The 15,893-nt window shown below is 60.2% G+C and carries 10 protein-coding genes; 2 read left to right on the plus strand and 8 right to left on the minus strand.

The features are described 5' to 3' along the window. Genes H4Q31_RS08095 through H4Q31_RS08105 form a run of 3 tightly spaced genes read right to left on the minus strand, consistent with a single transcriptional unit; the run spans position 1 to position 4,612 of the window. On the minus strand, positions 1-2,826 hold the full coding sequence (locus H4Q31_RS08095; RefSeq protein ID WP_185178554.1) for an ABC transporter permease: 2,826 nt from the start codon (positions 2,824-2,826) through the stop codon (positions 1-3). Positions 2,827-2,829: 3 nt separating this feature from the next. Further along, positions 2,830-3,945: an efflux RND transporter periplasmic adaptor subunit gene (locus H4Q31_RS08100; RefSeq protein WP_185178555.1), complete on the minus strand. Its 1,116-nt coding sequence runs from the start codon at positions 3,943-3,945 to the stop codon at positions 2,830-2,832. Continuing rightward, entirely contained in the window at positions 3,908-4,612 is a 705-nt protein-coding gene (locus tag H4Q31_RS08105; protein WP_245347198.1) for an ABC transporter ATP-binding protein, read from the minus strand. The genes H4Q31_RS08100 and H4Q31_RS08105 overlap by 38 nt, the downstream gene beginning before the upstream one ends. Before the next feature lie 243 nt (positions 4,613-4,855). On the opposite strand from H4Q31_RS08105, the gene H4Q31_RS08110 reads away from it, so the two are divergent. Next, on the plus strand, positions 4,856-6,523 hold the full coding sequence (locus H4Q31_RS08110; RefSeq protein WP_185178557.1) for a glutamine--tRNA ligase/YqeY domain fusion protein: 1,668 nt from the start codon (positions 4,856-4,858) through the stop codon (positions 6,521-6,523). Between the two features lie 126 nt (positions 6,524-6,649). Beyond that, complete coding sequence (gene nagZ / locus H4Q31_RS08115) at positions 6,650-7,987, plus strand: beta-N-acetylhexosaminidase (RefSeq protein WP_185178620.1); 1,338 nt, start codon at positions 6,650-6,652, stop codon at positions 7,985-7,987. Between the two features lie 206 nt (positions 7,988-8,193). On the opposite strand, the gene H4Q31_RS08120 is transcribed toward nagZ, so the two are convergent. The 5 genes from H4Q31_RS08120 to H4Q31_RS08140 all read right to left on the minus strand — a co-directional run bounded on the left by H4Q31_RS08120 (position 8,194) and on the right by H4Q31_RS08140 (position 15,884). After that, on the minus strand, positions 8,194-9,825 hold the full coding sequence (locus tag H4Q31_RS08120) for an S-layer homology domain-containing protein (protein WP_245347187.1): 1,632 nt from the start codon (positions 9,823-9,825) through the stop codon (positions 8,194-8,196). A gap of 171 nt (positions 9,826-9,996) precedes the next feature. Then, the gene (gene pyrE, locus H4Q31_RS08125) at positions 9,997-10,644 is read right to left on the minus strand and encodes an orotate phosphoribosyltransferase (RefSeq protein ID WP_185178558.1); all 648 of its coding nucleotides are present in this window, start codon (positions 10,642-10,644) and stop codon (positions 9,997-9,999) included. Continuing rightward, positions 10,644-11,384 (minus strand): orotidine-5'-phosphate decarboxylase, encoded by a 741-nt coding sequence (pyrF, locus tag H4Q31_RS08130; protein WP_185178559.1) that lies wholly within the window; start codon positions 11,382-11,384, stop codon positions 10,644-10,646. Before pyrF ends, pyrE begins: the two co-directional genes overlap by 1 nt. Before the next feature lie 146 nt (positions 11,385-11,530). Beyond that, complete coding sequence (gene carB / locus H4Q31_RS08135; RefSeq protein ID WP_185178560.1) at positions 11,531-14,752, minus strand: carbamoyl-phosphate synthase large subunit; 3,222 nt, start codon at positions 14,750-14,752, stop codon at positions 11,531-11,533. Next, positions 14,739-15,884, minus strand: a complete 1,146-nt coding sequence (locus H4Q31_RS08140; RefSeq protein WP_185178561.1) for a carbamoyl phosphate synthase small subunit — start codon at positions 15,882-15,884, stop codon at positions 14,739-14,741. The genes carB and H4Q31_RS08140 overlap by 14 nt, the downstream gene beginning before the upstream one ends. Between the last annotated feature and the right edge of the window lie 9 nt (positions 15,885-15,893).

A 15,893-nucleotide genomic window follows, 5' to 3' on the forward strand; every position in this document is an offset into this window, starting at 1 on the left:
TTAACGCTCCTCTCCCAGCTTGACGGCTTGGTGCACCTTAAGCCGGCGAATGTGCGACACGAGAAGCGCAGCGCCGATCGCCATCATGACGGCGACGACAATGTACAGCTTCACGGTGTCGCTGTTGTCGAACACGACGCGGAAAGGCGGCACCTGGCCGACCGCGTTATCGGTCGTCTGCAGGAACGGCAGGAACAGCAGGCTGGCGAGCTTGCCGATGCCGATGCCGAGTCCAATCGACAGGCCGGCCGTGAATATTTGCTCCAGCAGCAGCATGCCGGTTAACTGCCTGCGCGACAAGCCCATCGCCCGCAGCACGCCGATCTGCACGATCCGGCCAGACAAGTTGAAGAACCAGAAGAGCACGTAGCCGGCAAGCGACACGACGATCGTAATGAGGAAGCCAAGGCTCAGAATGCCGAACACGCCCCCGCGAGCGGGATGCTTGCTCTGCGTAATCAGCTCGTTGCGCGCATCGCTGATCGCAGCGATCTCAATGCCCGCCTGCTGCAGCGGTTCGATGATATCCGACGTCTTGGCGTCCGGCTTCATCTTCAGCCAGACGTCGTACGGAATCTTCGGCACTTCATCGAAGATGTAGCCGAGGTTGGCGATGATGAACGGCGACTGGTCCGGATACTGCGCCGGCCAGTAGGGCAGAATGGCTCCGACCAGGAAGCTGACGTTCTGCTCTTGCACCGTAACCTCAATCTGATCCCATTGCTTCAGGTCGTACTTCTCAGCCAGGTTGGAGGAGACGAGCGCAATCTCTGCGCTCTTGCCCATCAGCGCCAAGTACCAGTATGGATCGAACGGATACAGATCGTCTCGGAACCACGCCACCTGCGCGAAATCTTGGTTGACGATGCCCATGAGCGTTCCTTGGCCTGCGGTGCGTCCGGAGATCTTGATATCGGCCTTCGTCTGCAGCACTTGAGCGGCATGCTCGACTCCCGGCAGCGTCTTGAACACCTCGAACGGCGGCTCGTTGTAATTGATTCGGCTTGGAATCGGCTGCTGCTGGCCGCCTCCGCCGCCGCTATTCGCCGGCGGTGCGGAGATCTCCGCGTTCCCTTCCCATGCCGTAGACACCACCACATCCGCGCCGTGCTTATACAAGATACGCTCCTCCGAATTGAGCCCAATCGTTCGCGCCGCAGACGAATTGTAGACCCCAAGGCCAAGCGTCAGAATTAGCAGAATCATCAGGGAATAATACGCTCTCGAAGATCGGGACAGCTGTGTCAGCGTCAAGTAGAGCGGAACCGGCAGGATGGCCCGCCATAACCGATTGAACAGCTTCAGCAGCAGCGGGAACAGCCGCAGGAACAGCAGCCCCGCCGCGAAGATCGACAGCGCCGGCACGAAGAACAGGAACGGCTGCACGTTCAGCTGGTCGGTCGTCAGCCCCGTCTTGAATGAGACCATCTGCCGCTCGTTGAACAAGTACCAGCCGTACGCGGAGACGCCGATCAGCGCGATGTCGAGGAACCATCGCTGCCAGACGGGCGCGCGATCGGTCCGCGCCATCTTCCGCTTGTAGTCGACAATCGACGTCCGCGTGAAGACGATCGCCGGGATCACGGCCGCGCCGATCGCGACGAGCACGGCCAGCACACCGGCCATGATGCCGTCCGAATTGAAGCCGACCGGTATTGCCTTGCGGTTGACGAACGACAGGAAGCCATCGGCCGAACCGATGCTCTTCGCCATGAACCAGCCGATCAGCGGGCCGACGACAAGCGATACGATGCCAAGCAGAACGCCTTCCAGGAGGAAGATCAGGAAGATCTGGCGCGTTCCCGCTCCGCGGCTTCTCATAACCGCGATGTCTGATCGCTGCTTCTCGAGCGACTGTCGGGCGTTCATCGTAATGAAGTAGAACACCATCGCGATCATCGGCACGGCGAGCGTGAACAGCATCGTCTGCAGTTGGATGCTCTGGGTCCGGAACTCCTTCAGCATGTCAGCGAACGAGATCTCCACCCGCGTATCCTTGAGCTTCTGGTACACCTCGATGTCGATCCGGTTGAGCGTCTGCTCAAGCGGCGACAGTTGACCCGTCTGAATATCGCCAAGGTCGTAAGCCGAGTACCAGTTCGCCGTCTGCAGCGGAATCTTCAGGCTGCCGTTCAAATCCTCGAGCATCGCCGGTTCGGCGATGAACATCGTGTTCATTAAACTATCGAGGCCTTGGTACCAGTAAGCGCCCGTATCGTCCGTCGGCTTGAACGATCCGACGATCTCGACCCTTAGCGTGATGTTAAGCCCGCCATAGATCGGATACAGCAGCACGTCTCCAACGTGAAGGTCGCTCCTGAACATCGCTTCTTCCATCATGACGGCCTGGATCGTACCGTCCGCCGCTGCGCGGTCTGCGTACATCTTGCCGCCCGCCAGCTCGGCATGGTCCTCCAGCTCGCCGAACGAAGCGAGCGCCAGCTTGCGGGCACGGCTCGCGTCCACCTTCTCCGGATCCTCCGGCGTCACATCGGCGCTGCGGATGGTCAAGCTGCGCTGGGATGCCTGAACCGGGAAGCCGATCTTCTTCGGCACGTCCTCCGTAATATACTGGTTGACGCTATCGAAGCCGGCGCGGTCCGTCTTCCCGTCGGTCGATTGATAGCGGATCAGCAGCGAGCCGGCGGGAAGCCCCTCGCTGTTCTCCTTAAGCGACTGGGCGACGACACGCTTCAGCGCGCCGTCCGCATACATCGGAATGCTGGTCGTGAACGCCACCGCCACGAGCAGTCCGGCCAGCGTGCTGATCGTGAGCCAGCGGGTGTTCCACATTTTGCGGAATAGAAATCGGATCAGTGCGTTCATCGGTTACTGCCCTACGACTTTCTGACCTGGCGTCAAGCCCGCCAGCACTTCGGCGTCCGTAGACGTCTTCTGCCCGACTTCGATATCGACCTCGCGTTTAGTTCCGTCCGCTTCCGCCACTTGGACGTAAGTGCGGGCTCCAATCGTGCGAAGCGCCGAGAGCGGAATGACGACGGCGTTCTCCTTCCGATTGACAACGACCGAGACCGTCAGCGGCGTGCCTCTCGTCACCGTCTCGGGCAAATCCGGCACATCCACGAGCAAATATTGCTCCGGACGTTCGATCTGCTGGCCGCCGCCCCCGCCGTCTTGGCCGTTATCGTTCGTCTCGGATGGCAGCGACTTCACTTCGCCCGTGACCGAGCCGACGGTGTTGATGTCGACGACCGCCTCCATGCCGACGGCGATTCGGGACAGATCGTCTCTGGAGAAGTCTCCGGCGACGACCAGCTTGCTCGGGTCTGCGATGATGCAGATCGGATCGTATGCCTTGACGCTCATCCCTTCCTGTACGCTCAGCGAGACGACCGTACCGGCATATGGCGCCGTCAGCACCGCGTCTGCGATATCCTGCCTCAGATCCGCGATTGCCTGCCGCTGCTCCTCGAAGGCGATCTGCTTCTGCTCGAACTCGATCGGATCCATCTCATCCTTCTCCCGCAGCGTCTGCTTCATCTCCATCTCGGCTTGGCGGAAGCTCAGCTCCTGGCCGCGGAGCGACTTCTTCAAATCCTCCACGTCCAGCTCGGCGATCGGATCACCGGCTTGTACCTGCTGCCCGATCTGTATGTATAAGGTCTTCAAATACTTGCCATCCAGGTTCTTCGACGTGAAGTAGAGCGTCTTCTCCTGCGTGGACATGATCTTGCCCGACGCCTGTACCTTCGTCTCCAGCGTCTTCGTCGTCACTTCATATTCAGGCTTCTTCGAGATTTGCGGCAGCTGGATCATCGACAGATCCTCTTCCTCCGGTTCGTCGGGCAGCAAGGAGCAGCCGGCCAGCGCGACGGACAGCGCCGCAACGGCAAGCGCTCCCGCCGTTCTGCGGCGAAGAGCGGAGGCGCTCCCTTTCCCCTCTCCCTTAGACGACGAATACGCCGTCCACCATTTCATAGACATGATCGGCAACCTCCATAATGGTAGTATCGTGGGTTGTCATGCAGATCGAGATGTTCTCCTTCGCGACAATCTCCCGGAAGACGGCCATCACCTGGGCGGCCATCTGCGAATCCAGCTCCGCCGTCGGCTCGTCGGCCAGAATGAGGCTTGGGCGATGCGCGATTGCCTTGGCGATCGCGACGCGCTGCTGTTCGCCGCCGGACATCTCGAACGGTCGATGATGCATCCGCTTCGCGAGTCCGACCATGTCCAGGCATGCCGTCGCCCGCGCCTTCCATTCCGAACGGGGAACATCCGCCATGCGCATCGATAATTCCACGTTCTCGTACGCAGACAACAACGGCATTAGTGCGTAGGCTTGGAAAATAAATCCAATATCCTTGCGGCGGATAGCCGTCCGCCGATTATCGTCCCATTCGTGCAGCGGCTGCCCGCGGAAGATAATCTCGCCCTTCGTCGGCACGTCGAGCCCGCCCATGAGATTCATCAGGGTCGTCTTGCCCGAGCCTGACCTGCCCTTAAGCATCACCAGCTGCTTCGGGTAGAGCGTAAGGTCGATTCCCTTCAGCACCTTCAGCTTCTGATGGCCGACGTCGAAGGAACGTTCCACGCCTCGCACGCTTAGCAGCGGCCCTGTGTATTCAACTGTATCTGCCGAACCGCGCATGTTCTCTTCTGCGTTCGGCGCGATGTCCGGCTCCTTTGTTCTACCGCGCTGCATCCAAGCGAGCATCCGCTAGTTACCTCCTTTTGCCAAAAAATATTTCCACCAATTATAACGGTGCGATCCGGCAAAAAGTTACGTCTTTAGCAACTTTTTATGAGAATCATGAGAAGGACTTTATAAGGCGGGGATATTTTGTGTATGATGAAGGAATAAACATGTTCACTGCGAGAGAGGTTGGTCGGATTGGAGAGCAAATCGTCGTCATCGAATTTCATACGGAATATCATTATGGAAGATTTGGAAGCAGGACGCGTCAAAGAAGTCGTCACCCGCTTCCCTCCGGAGCCGAACGGTTACCTGCACATCGGCCACGCCAAGTCGATCTGCTTGAACTTTGAACTGGCGGACGAGTTCAAGGGAAGAACCAATCTGCGGTTCGACGACACGAATCCGGTCAAGGAGGATGTCGAATACGTCGAATCGATCAAGAAGGACGTCCAGTGGCTCGGCTTCGACTGGGACGGCCTGTTCTTCGCATCCGATTACTTCGGGAAGATGTACGAGAAAGCGCTGCTGCTCATCCGCAAAGGTCTTGCCTATGTCGACGACCAGAGCGCAGACGAGATCCGCGCATCGCGCGGCACGCTGACCGAGCCCGGCAAGCCAAGCCCTTACCGCGACCGTACGCCGGAAGAGAACCTCGATCTGTTCGAGCGGATGAAGAAGGGCGAATTCGCGAATGGCGAGAAGGTGCTTCGCGCCAAGATCGACATGTCTTCGCCCAACGTCAACCTGCGCGACCCGGTTATCTATCGGATCGTACACGCGCATCATCATAATACCGGCGACGCTTGGTGCATCTATCCGATGTACGCGTTCGCGCATCCGCTCGAGGACGCCATCGAAGGCGTCACCCACTCGATCTGCACGCTGGAATTCGAAGACCAGCGCCCGTTCTACGACTGGGTCATCGCGAATTGCGAGACGGAAGCCAAGCCGCATCAATACGAATTCAACCGGCTGAACCTGACGAACACGGTCATGAGCAAGCGCAAGCTGAAGCAGCTCGTGGAGGAGAAGGTCGTCGACGGCTGGGACGATCCGCGTATGCCGACGATCTCCGGCCTCCGCCGCAAGGGCTACACGCCGGAAGCGATTCGCGCGTTCTGCCGCGAGATCGGCGTCGCGAAGAGCTACGGCGTCGTAGACGAGCGCATGCTCGAGCATTTCATCCGCGAGGATCTCAAGCTGAAGGCGCCTCGGACGATGGCGGTTCTCCGCCCGCTCAAGGTCGTCATCACCAACTATCCGGAAGGCCAAGTCGAATGGCTGGAGGCGGAGAACAACTCCGAGAATGAGGAGCTTGGCAGCCGGCAAATCCCTTTCTCCCGCGAGATCTATATTGAACAGGACGACTTCATGGAAGTGCCGCCGCCGAAGTACTTCCGCCTGTTCCCGGGCAACGAGGTGCGGCTGAAGCACGCGTACTTCATCAAGTGCGAAGAAGTGATCAAGAACGAAGCCGGAGAAGTCGTCGAGCTCCGCTGCACGTACGATCCCGAGACGAAGAGCGGCACCGGCTTCACCGGACGCAAGGTCAAAGGCACGATCCATTGGGTTGAAGCCACGCAGGCGGTGCCGGCCGAGTTCCGGCTGTACGAGCCGCTGATCCGCGACGAGGACGAGAACGAGGAGAACGAGACGTCGTTCCTGGAGCGGATCAACCCGAATTCGCTCGAGACGCTGCAAGGCTTCGTCGAACCGAACATGAAGGAAGCGGCCGCGCAGGATAAGTTCCAGTTCTTCCGCCACGGCTACTTCAACGTCGATCCGAAGGACAGCGAGCCGGGACGGCCGGTGTTTGGCCGCATCGTGTCGCTCAAGAGCTCGTTCGAGGTTGGGAAGGCATAATCTGCCGATGAATGGTTGAAACCTTCCGCCGTTCCTAACCGTCCAATTCATACACCCAGAAGGCTCCTCCGCTCTACCGGGCGGCGGAGCTTTCTTGTACCGACAGGAGGGAATATCATCGTGAAAATGTACTGGCGCCCGCTCGCGACTCTCTCGCTTACGGCTGCTGTAGCGCTGGCCGCCGGCGGCTGCGGCCTCGGCTCTAACGGGGCTTCGCCTTCACCGTCCGGCGCCGCGGGCAGCGCTTCCGCGGCTGTGCCGCCATTGCCTTCTGGATCGCCATCCGCGTCGCCTTCTGCTTCTCCTTCCGCTCCGCCTTCCGCCTCCCCTTCGCCATCGGATTCCCCTGCCGCTCCTTCGGACAGCGAAGATCCGATTCAGTCGAAGGTGGATCGGATGTCTCTCGAACAGAAGGTCGGCCAGCTCATTCTAGCCGGCGTCGAAGGAACGACGCTGGACGCTGACGCCAAGCGGATGATTGCCGAAGATCAGGTCGGAGGCATCATCTTGTACTCGAACAACATTAAGAATGTGAAGGGTCTTGTCACGCTAGTGAACGCCATCAAGAGCGCCAACGTCCCGAACCCGGCGCCGATCTTCGTCAGCGCCGACCAGGAAGGCGGCCGCGTGAACCGGCTGCCGAGCGAATACGCCAAGTTCCCGGCGAATGGTGTCGTCGGCCAGTCTGGCGCTGCGGAAGCCGCTGGCACGATGGGCAGCTTGATTGGGCGCGCGATGCTCTCTGCCGGGTTCAACATGGATTTCGCGCCGGTGCTCGACGTGAACAGCAACCCCGATAACCCGGTCATTGGCGACCGCTCGTTCGGCAGCACGCCGGAGTTGGTGGAGCAGCTTGGCATCGCGGAGATGAAGGGCATACGCGGCGAAGCCGTTATCCCGGTCGTGAAGCATTTTCCGGGGCATGGCGATACTTCCGTCGACTCCCACCACGACTTGCCTATCATTAACAAGACGGCGGATCAGCTTGAGAAGCTCGAGCTCGTTCCGTTCGAAGCGGCCGTTCGGGAGAACGCCGAAGCCGTCATGGTCGCGCACATTCTGTTCCCGAAGATCGACCCCGACAAGCCGGGATCGCTGTCGGAGAAGATCATCGATGATCTGCTGCGCGGCAAATTAGGCTATGACGGCGTTGTCATCACCGACGATCTGGGCATGGGCGCCATTGTCAAAAATTACACGCTGCCTGATGCGGCCGTTCTCGCCGTGCAGGCAGGCGCCGACATTCTGCTCGTCGGCCACGGCTACGACAACGAGCACGCCGCATATGAGGCTGTGCTGAATGCCGTCAAGAGCGGCAAGCTGACGGAGGAGCGTATCGATGAGAGCGTCTACCGGATTCTGAAGCTGAAGGCACAATACGACCTGCACGACCGTACGGGGAAGATGCCGGATCTCAGCGGGCTGAACGCCGACATCGAGGCTTGGAAGGATACACTGAAGTAGTCGGGCCTGGTCCGGATGCATTGACAAAGCGCTAGGCGCACCTTAACGCAGAAAGAGATGCTCGAATGTTACGAGCATCTCTTTGCGTTTGCCGGGATTCTGCGGGAGATACTCGATTCAGTCGAGCTTCTCCCGCGTATACCCGCGGACCACCAGCCTGGACGACAGACTTCACGGCTCATGAAGCGACAGCCGGAATGTTTATTTTACGGCTTAAACGAAGCAAATTTATAAGCGTTGCGTATGGATGGCCAAACGTCCGGCGTATCCGATCCGATGGCCCAGTAGGCTAACCCGGCCGTCCCGCGGGAGGCGGCGGAGAGACTCTTCAACGTCAACGACCGGCTGTCTTCCGTCCAGATGCGATGCGTCGCCCCACTCTTGGCATAGGTGTAAATATATTGGCCAAACTCATCGTTCCACGACCTGTTGGCGGACGCCAGCGACTCGATGTACTTCGTCTGATCGGCAATCGACAGCTCCGACGAAGAGACCTTCGGGTAGATCGTCCAGTCACGTGTATATAGCGGCAGAGCAACGATCGTCTTGGAAGCCGGAACAGACTTCAGCAGCTTGTCCGTCCCCCGCTCCAGCCACGGCAGCGACGATACCGACCCGGCGACCGGATCGCCTGCCCAATGCTCGTCGTAAGCCATCAGCACCATGTAGTCGGCGGACTTCCCGAGCGCGGCGTAATCGAACGCGGCCGTCCAATCGTCCTCTTGATCCGGCGACACATCAACCGAGAGTACCGCGCCGATCTTGTCCAGCGCTGTTGCCAGCTCGGAGACGAACGCCGTCAGGCCGGCGCGGTCGACAGGAAGTACATTTTCGAAATCAAGATTGATGCCGTCCATGCCGTGCTTCTGGACCAGCGAAGCGACTCCAGCAACGACTGTCTTCCTGTTGGTTGCGCTGCTAAGCAAGGCATGTGTATTGTCTGCGTTCGAACGGTTGCCGAACATGCCCCACACCTGCTTGCCGTTCGCGGAAGCCCACTTGACGAGCGCGGGATCGATCGATTCCGAGAAGCTGGAGCCGGAATCGAGGAAGAACACTCGCGGAACAAGCGTATTGACGGTCGAACGGCTGACACTGGCAATGTATTGCGAGGTCGTCTGGCCATATTGCCAACCGAGCTGCAGCCCTATCTTCGGCGCGCTCTTGAATTGAGCAGCCCATTCGGATCGGCTGGCGACCCGATTCAGCAGCGCGGCCGTCTCGGCGCGGGTTAACTGATCGAGCGGGCGGAAGCGTCCGTTATCCCCTTGCATCAGCCCCGCTTCCGTTGCGGTTCGAACCGCACTGACGGCCCAAGCGTCAATGCGGCTGGCGTCTGAATAAGAGACACTAGCCGAAGCCGCCGATACTGCCGCCAATCGAAGCGCGCGAACGAGAATCGCGGCCGCTTGCTCGCGCGTCACGGGGGCGCTTGGATGGAACTCGTTCGCCGAGACGCCAGATACGATGCCAAGCTGCGATACCGCCCCCACCGCGCCGTAATACCAAGCGTCCGGCCTCGCATCTTTGAACGCCGGTAAGCTTGCGTTGATAGATTCCAATCCGAACAGGCGGACGACCATGGACGCGAATTCAGCCCTTGTCACCGCTTTGCCCGGCTCGAACGTCCGGGGACCTGTTCCGCCCACGATGCCTTGCTTGTATAGAGATATAATATCGGCTTGCGCATAGCTTCCAGCGATGTCGTCGAATGGCAGGCCCGAGGCGGCTGATGCGATCCGAGGATTAGCCGCCGGCCAGGCAATTACGCCGCCAATCGCCAGCGTCGCCAGTGCGGTGATTGCTAGTTTGCGAGATAAGGTTCGAGACGTAAACAACAACAGCCACCCCATTTGCAATAAGTCGAGCGATTCTATCACTCATCCTATCAAATAAGAGGCGGCTGGTTGGAGTCTAAAATACTGGAAACCCAAATGATGGCCCTCAATTATGGCTATCAGCATTAAAAAAACGGCTGAATGCTCAGCCGTTCTGTTAAAGCTTGAGAATCAAACGCCGAACTTGGACGGATCCTTGCGCCACGATTGCAGCAGTTCGACATCTTCCTGTCGGATCGCACCATTCTCCAGCGCGACGGAGACGAGTGCGGAGTAGTTCGACAGCGTGTCCAGCGGAATGTTCTCGGCCGCGAACGCTTCCAGCGCGGAGGCGAATTGGTAGGTGAAAATCGCCACAACCCCCTGCACCTCGCACCCGGCTTCGCGAACCGCGACGGCAGCCTTGAGCGAGCTGCCGCCCGTCGAGATCAAGTCCTCGATCAGCACGACCTTCTGTCCAGGCTCGAAATGGCCTTCGATCTGGTTCGTCTTGCCGTGGCCTTTCGCCTTGTCGCGAACGTACAGCATCGGCAAGCCGAGCTTCTGCGCGACCCATGCCGCGTGCGGAATGCCGCCCGTCGCGATGCCGGCGACCGCTTGGCAGTCGGGATACTTGCTGCGGATGATCGCGGCGAAGCCTTCGGCAATGAGCTCGCGGACGGCCGGGTAAGACATCGTCAGCCTGTTGTCGCAGTAGATCGGCGACTTGATGCCGCTCGTCCAGGTGAACGGCTCGTTCGGGCGGAGCGCGACGGCGCCGATGCCGAGCAAGCCCTTAGCGATGTCGTTCGGAAGCTGCTGCAGTTGCGTGTTGGACATTAGAGAGTCATCTCCTCGAGTATGGATTGGTAGGCTTCGGCCGGATCTGACGCGCCCGTGATCGGGCGTCCGATGACCAGATAATCGGTGCCGAGACGGACGGCGTCCAGCGGTGTCGTGATGCGCGTCTGGTCGCCGATGTCGGCGCCGCGCGGGCGAATACCCGGCGTCACGGTCAGGAACTCGTCGCCGCAGGCAGTCTTGATCGCTTCGACCTCCAGCGGCGAAGCGACGACGCCGTTAAGGCCCGCCTGCTTCGCCAACCGAGCATAATGTACGACTGCATCTTCGACCGTGCCGGGGATGCCGATCTCGTCATTCATCGTCTCCCGGCTTGTGCTGGTGAGCTGCGTTACGGCGATGACGAGCGGCTGCGCGGATACCGAGGCATCGCCGGCGTCGATCGCGTCCTGCACACCTTGCATAGCGGCGCTCATCATCGCCGCTCCGCCCGCCGCGTGGACGTTGAACATGTCCGCGCCAAGCCGGGCGATGCTGCGCGAGCCGCCGCGAACCGTGTTCGGGATGTCGTGCATCTTGACATCCAGGAACACGCGGAAGCCGCGCGCCTTCAGCTCGCCGATAATGCCGGGGCCAGCCGCGTAGAACAGCTCCATGCCGACCTTCGCCCAGCAGCCGCTGCCTTGCAGTTGGTCTGCGAGCCGGAGCGCGGAAGCCTCGTCCGGCTTGTCCAGCGCCACCATCACCTTGGCGGCCGCTTCGCTTCGAGATAATGCCATGAGCAGTTGCCTCCTTAGTTGACTAGTCCATCACGTAAGACCTCCAACTGGGCTTACGGAGTCAGTTTGCGCGCAAGTTCGGGGACATAGCTTCGCCCGATCTCTTCCGCAATCGTGCGGAGTGAGACCGGGCGAAAAATCGCAGCTTACGCTTGCAGTACAGGCATCGCTTCGCTCGAGAAGCGCAGCGATTGCAGCATGTTCATAAGCGCGCGCGCTGTGTCTAGCGACGTCAAGCAGACGACGCCGTTCTCGACCGCTTCGCGGCGGATGCGGAAGCCGTCGCGCTCCGGCGTCTTGCCCTTCGTCAGCGTGTTGATGACGAATTGCGCCTCCCCGGTGCGGATCAGGTCGAGAATATTCGGCGACGCTTCGCTCAGCTTGTTCACGCGCTTCACGCGCATGCCGGCCTTCTCGAGCAGCTCGGCGGTGCCGCCGGTCGCCATCAGCTTGTAGCCGAGGTTGTAGAAGCCGCGCAGAATCTCGAGCGCTTCTTCCTTATCCTTGTCGGCGATCGTAGCGATGATCGAGCCGGACTGCGGGATTTTCATACCGGAACCGACCAAGCCCTTGAACAGCGCTTTGGCGAAGTGGCGATCGCGGCCCATGACCTCGCCTGTCGACTTCATCTCCGGCGTCAGCGTCGGGTCGACGCGGCGCAGCTTGGCGAAGGAGAACACCGGCACCTTAACGGAGACGAACTCATCTTCCGGCCAGAGCCCTTCCTTATAGCCAAGATCCGCCAGCTTCACGCCCAAGATCGCCTGAGTCGCCAGGTTCGCCATCGGCACGTTCGTCACCTTCGACAGGAACGGCACCGTACGCGAGGAGCGCGGATTCACTTCGATCACGTAGACTTGCTCATCGAAGACGACGAACTGGATGTTGACCAATCCGATCGTTCTCAATTCTTTGGCGATGCGCGTCGTGATGTCGATCGCTTGGCGCTTCACGTCCTCCGACAGCGTCTGCGGCGGATATACCGCGATCGAGTCGCCGGAGTGGACGCCTGCACGCTCGACGTGCTCCATGATGCCCGGGATGAGTACCGTCTCGCCGTCGCAGATAGCGTCGACTTCGATCTCCTTGCCGAGCATGTAGCGGTCGATCAGCACCGGATGCTCCGGATTGATCTTCACCGCCACCTTCATATAGTTCAGCAGCTCTTCGTCGGAGTAGACAATCTCCATCGCGCGTCCGCCAAGGACGTACGACGGGCGTACGAGCACCGGATAGCCGAGCTCGCGGGCCGTGCCGACCGCTTCGTCAACCGAAGTGACCGTGCTGCCCTTCGGCTGCGGAATATTCAGCTTGCGCAACAGCGCTTCGAACTTCTTGCGATCCTCCGCTTCGTCGATGCTCTCGAGCGCCGTGCCCAGGATGCGCACGCCCGCCTTCGCCAGCGGCGCCGCCAGGTTGATCGCCGTCTGGCCGCCGAATTGGACGATGACGCCGATCGGCTGCTCCTGCTCGATGACGTTCATGACGTCCTCGAAGAACAGCGGCTCGAAGTAGAGGCGGTCCGACGTATTGAAGTCGGTCGACACCGTCTCCGGGTTATTGTTGATGATGACCGCTTCATAGCCTGCGTTGCGCAGCGCCCATACGGCATGAACGGTCGAGTAGTCGAACTCGATGCCTTGGCCGATTCGGATTGGACCGGAGCCCAGCACGATAACCTTCTGTTTGCCGCTCTCGGTCACTTCGTTCTCGGTCTCGTACGTCGAGTAGTAGTAAGGCGTCGTTGCTTCGAACTCGGCTGCGCACGTGTCGACCATCTTGTAGACCGGCTTCACGCCTTGCTGCAGCCGATATTCGCGGACGTCGATCTCCGCTGTATGCGGCGCGCTGGCGCCTTGTCCTTCGCGGCGAAGTTCGGCGATCGCGCGGTCGGTGAAGCCCATACGCTTCGCCTTGTACAGCGTCTCGATCGTCAGTCCCGGTTCGCGGCGAATGACGTCCTCGAATGCGACGATGCGCTCGATCTTGTCGAGGAACCACCAGTCGATGCTCGTGATGTCCTGAATGAGCTGAAGCTCCCAGCCGCGGCGGAACGCTTCGGCGACGAGGAACAAGCGCTCGTCGTCCGGCTTGGCGAGACGAATCTTAAGCGTCTCGTCGCCGAGCTCGTCCGCGCCCTTCAGCAGCAGGCGATGAACGCCGATCTCGAGCGAACGGACAGCCTTGTGGATCGACTCCTCGAACGTGCGGCCGATGGCCATCACTTCGCCGGTCGCCTTCATCTGCGTGCCGAGCTTGCGGTTCGCATCGGTGAATTTATCGAACGGCCAGCGCGGTATCTTGCTGACGATGTAGTCCAGCGTCGGCTCGAAGCAGGCATAGGTCTGGCCCGTGACCGGGTTGACGATCTCGTCGAGCGTGTAGCCGACGGCGATCTTCGCGGCCATCTTGGCGATCGGGTAGCCCGTCGCCTTGGAGGCGAGCGCCGAGGAGCGGCTGACGCGCGGATTCACTTCGATGACATAGTATTGATAGCTTTGCGGATCGAGCGCGAACTGCACATTGCAGCCGCCTTCGATGTTCAGCGCGCGAATGATCTTCAGCGATGCGGAGCGCAGCATTTGGTATTCGCGGTCGGACAGCGTCTGGCTCGGCGCGACGACGATGCTGTCGCCCGTATGGACGCCGACCGGATCGAGGTTCTCCATGTTGCAGACGACGATACAGTTGTCGTTCGCGTCGCGCATGACCTCGTACTCGACTTCCTTCATGCCGGCGATCGACTTCTCGATCAAGCACTGGCCGATCGGGCTGTAGCGGATGCCGTTCGCGACCGTCTCGCGCAGCTCTTCCTCGTTCGCCACGATGCCGCCGCCCGTGCCGCCCAGCGTATAAGCCGGACGCACAATGACCGGGTAACCGATCCGATTAGCGAAGTCAACGGCGCCTTCGACCGTCGTGACGATGTCGCTCTCCGGCACCGGCTGGTCTAGCTGGCGCATCAGCTCGCGGAACAAGTCGCGGTCCTCAGCGCGCTCAATCGCGGACAGCTGCGTGCCGAGCAGCTTCACGCCTTCCTGCTCCAGTACGCCTGCCCGAGCGAGCTCGACAGCCATGTTCAGGCCGGTCTGTCCTCCAAGCGTCGGGAGCAAGCCGTCCGGACGCTCCTGGCGGATGATCTGGGAGACGAACTCCAGATTGATCGGTTCGATGTAGACTTTGTCAGCCATGTTCGTGTCGGTCATGATGGTAGCCGGATTGCTGTTGATCAGAACGACTTCGAGGCCTTCTTCCTTAAGCGCCTGGCAAGCCTGCGTGCCCGCATAATCGAATTCCGCCGCCTGGCCGATGACGATCGGGCCGGAGCCGATAACGAGAATTTTCTTGAGGTCTTTATTTTTGGGCATATTGCAGCTCTCCTCTCAGCGCTTGCGCCAACTGGGCCTGACGCGGACGTTCCAGGTTGTTCTTCTTATGCTCGCGGATCATCTCCAGGAACCGGTCGAATAGATAGCTGTTATCGAAAGGCCCTGGCGCCGCCTCGGGATGGTATTGCACCGTGAAGGCAGGGTATTTCTTGTGCTTCAGGCCTTCGATCGTCTTGTCGTTGTTGTTGATGTGCGTCACTTCAAGCTCCGTGCCGCGCACAGAGTCTTCCTTGACTGTGTAGCCATGGTTCTGCGAAGTGATGTAACAGCGGCCGGATTCGAGTTCCTTGACCGGATGGTTGCCGCCGCGATGGCCGAACTTCAGCTTCTCGGTATCCGCGCCGCAGGCAAGAGCGAACAGCTGGTGTCCGAGGCAGATGCCGAAGATCGGGTATTCGCCGAGCAATTGGCGGATCGTCTCCACCGCATGCGGCACGTCCTTCGGGTCGCCGGGGCCGTTGGACAGCTGGATGCCGTCCGGATGCAAGCGGCGAATCTCTTCGGCCGTCGTATCTTGCGGCACGACGACGACGTCGCAGCCGCGCTCCGTCAGCTCGCGCAGAATGCCGCTCTTCGCGCCGTAGTCGATCAGAACGACGCGCTCGCCGTTGCCTGGGCTGGAGAACAGCTGCTTCGTCGAGGTGCGAGCCACTTGATCGCGCAGCAGCGGCGTCACGGACATCCGCTCCCGCAGCTCCTCGATACGCTCATTGCCGGTCGTCAGAATGCCCTTCATCGTGCCATGCTGGCGCAGAATGCGGGTCAGCATCCGGGTGTCGATCTCGCTGATGCCGACAATGCCGTATTCCTTCAGCAGATGGCCAAGCGTATACTGCGCGCGCCAGTTGCTCGGAATGTCTTCATGCCGGCGCACGACGAAGCCGTGAATGTAGGGGCGAACCGATTCGAAGTCGTCCCGGTTAATGCCGTAGTTCCCGATCATCGGGAACGTCATGGTGACGATCTGGCCGCAATAGGAAGGATCGGACAGTACCTCCTGGTAGCCGGTAATCCCGGTATTGAACACGACCTCGCCGATCGACGCGCCATCGGCGCCGATGCTCTGGCCCGTGAACAGCGTCCCGTCCTCCAACAACAATCTCGCTTGCATCCCGATTCC

Origin of the sequence: Cohnella lubricantis (assembly GCF_014212015.1) — a bacterium.
In the GTDB taxonomy this organism is placed as follows: domain Bacteria; phylum Bacillota; class Bacilli; order Paenibacillales; family Paenibacillaceae; genus Cohnella; species Cohnella lubricantis.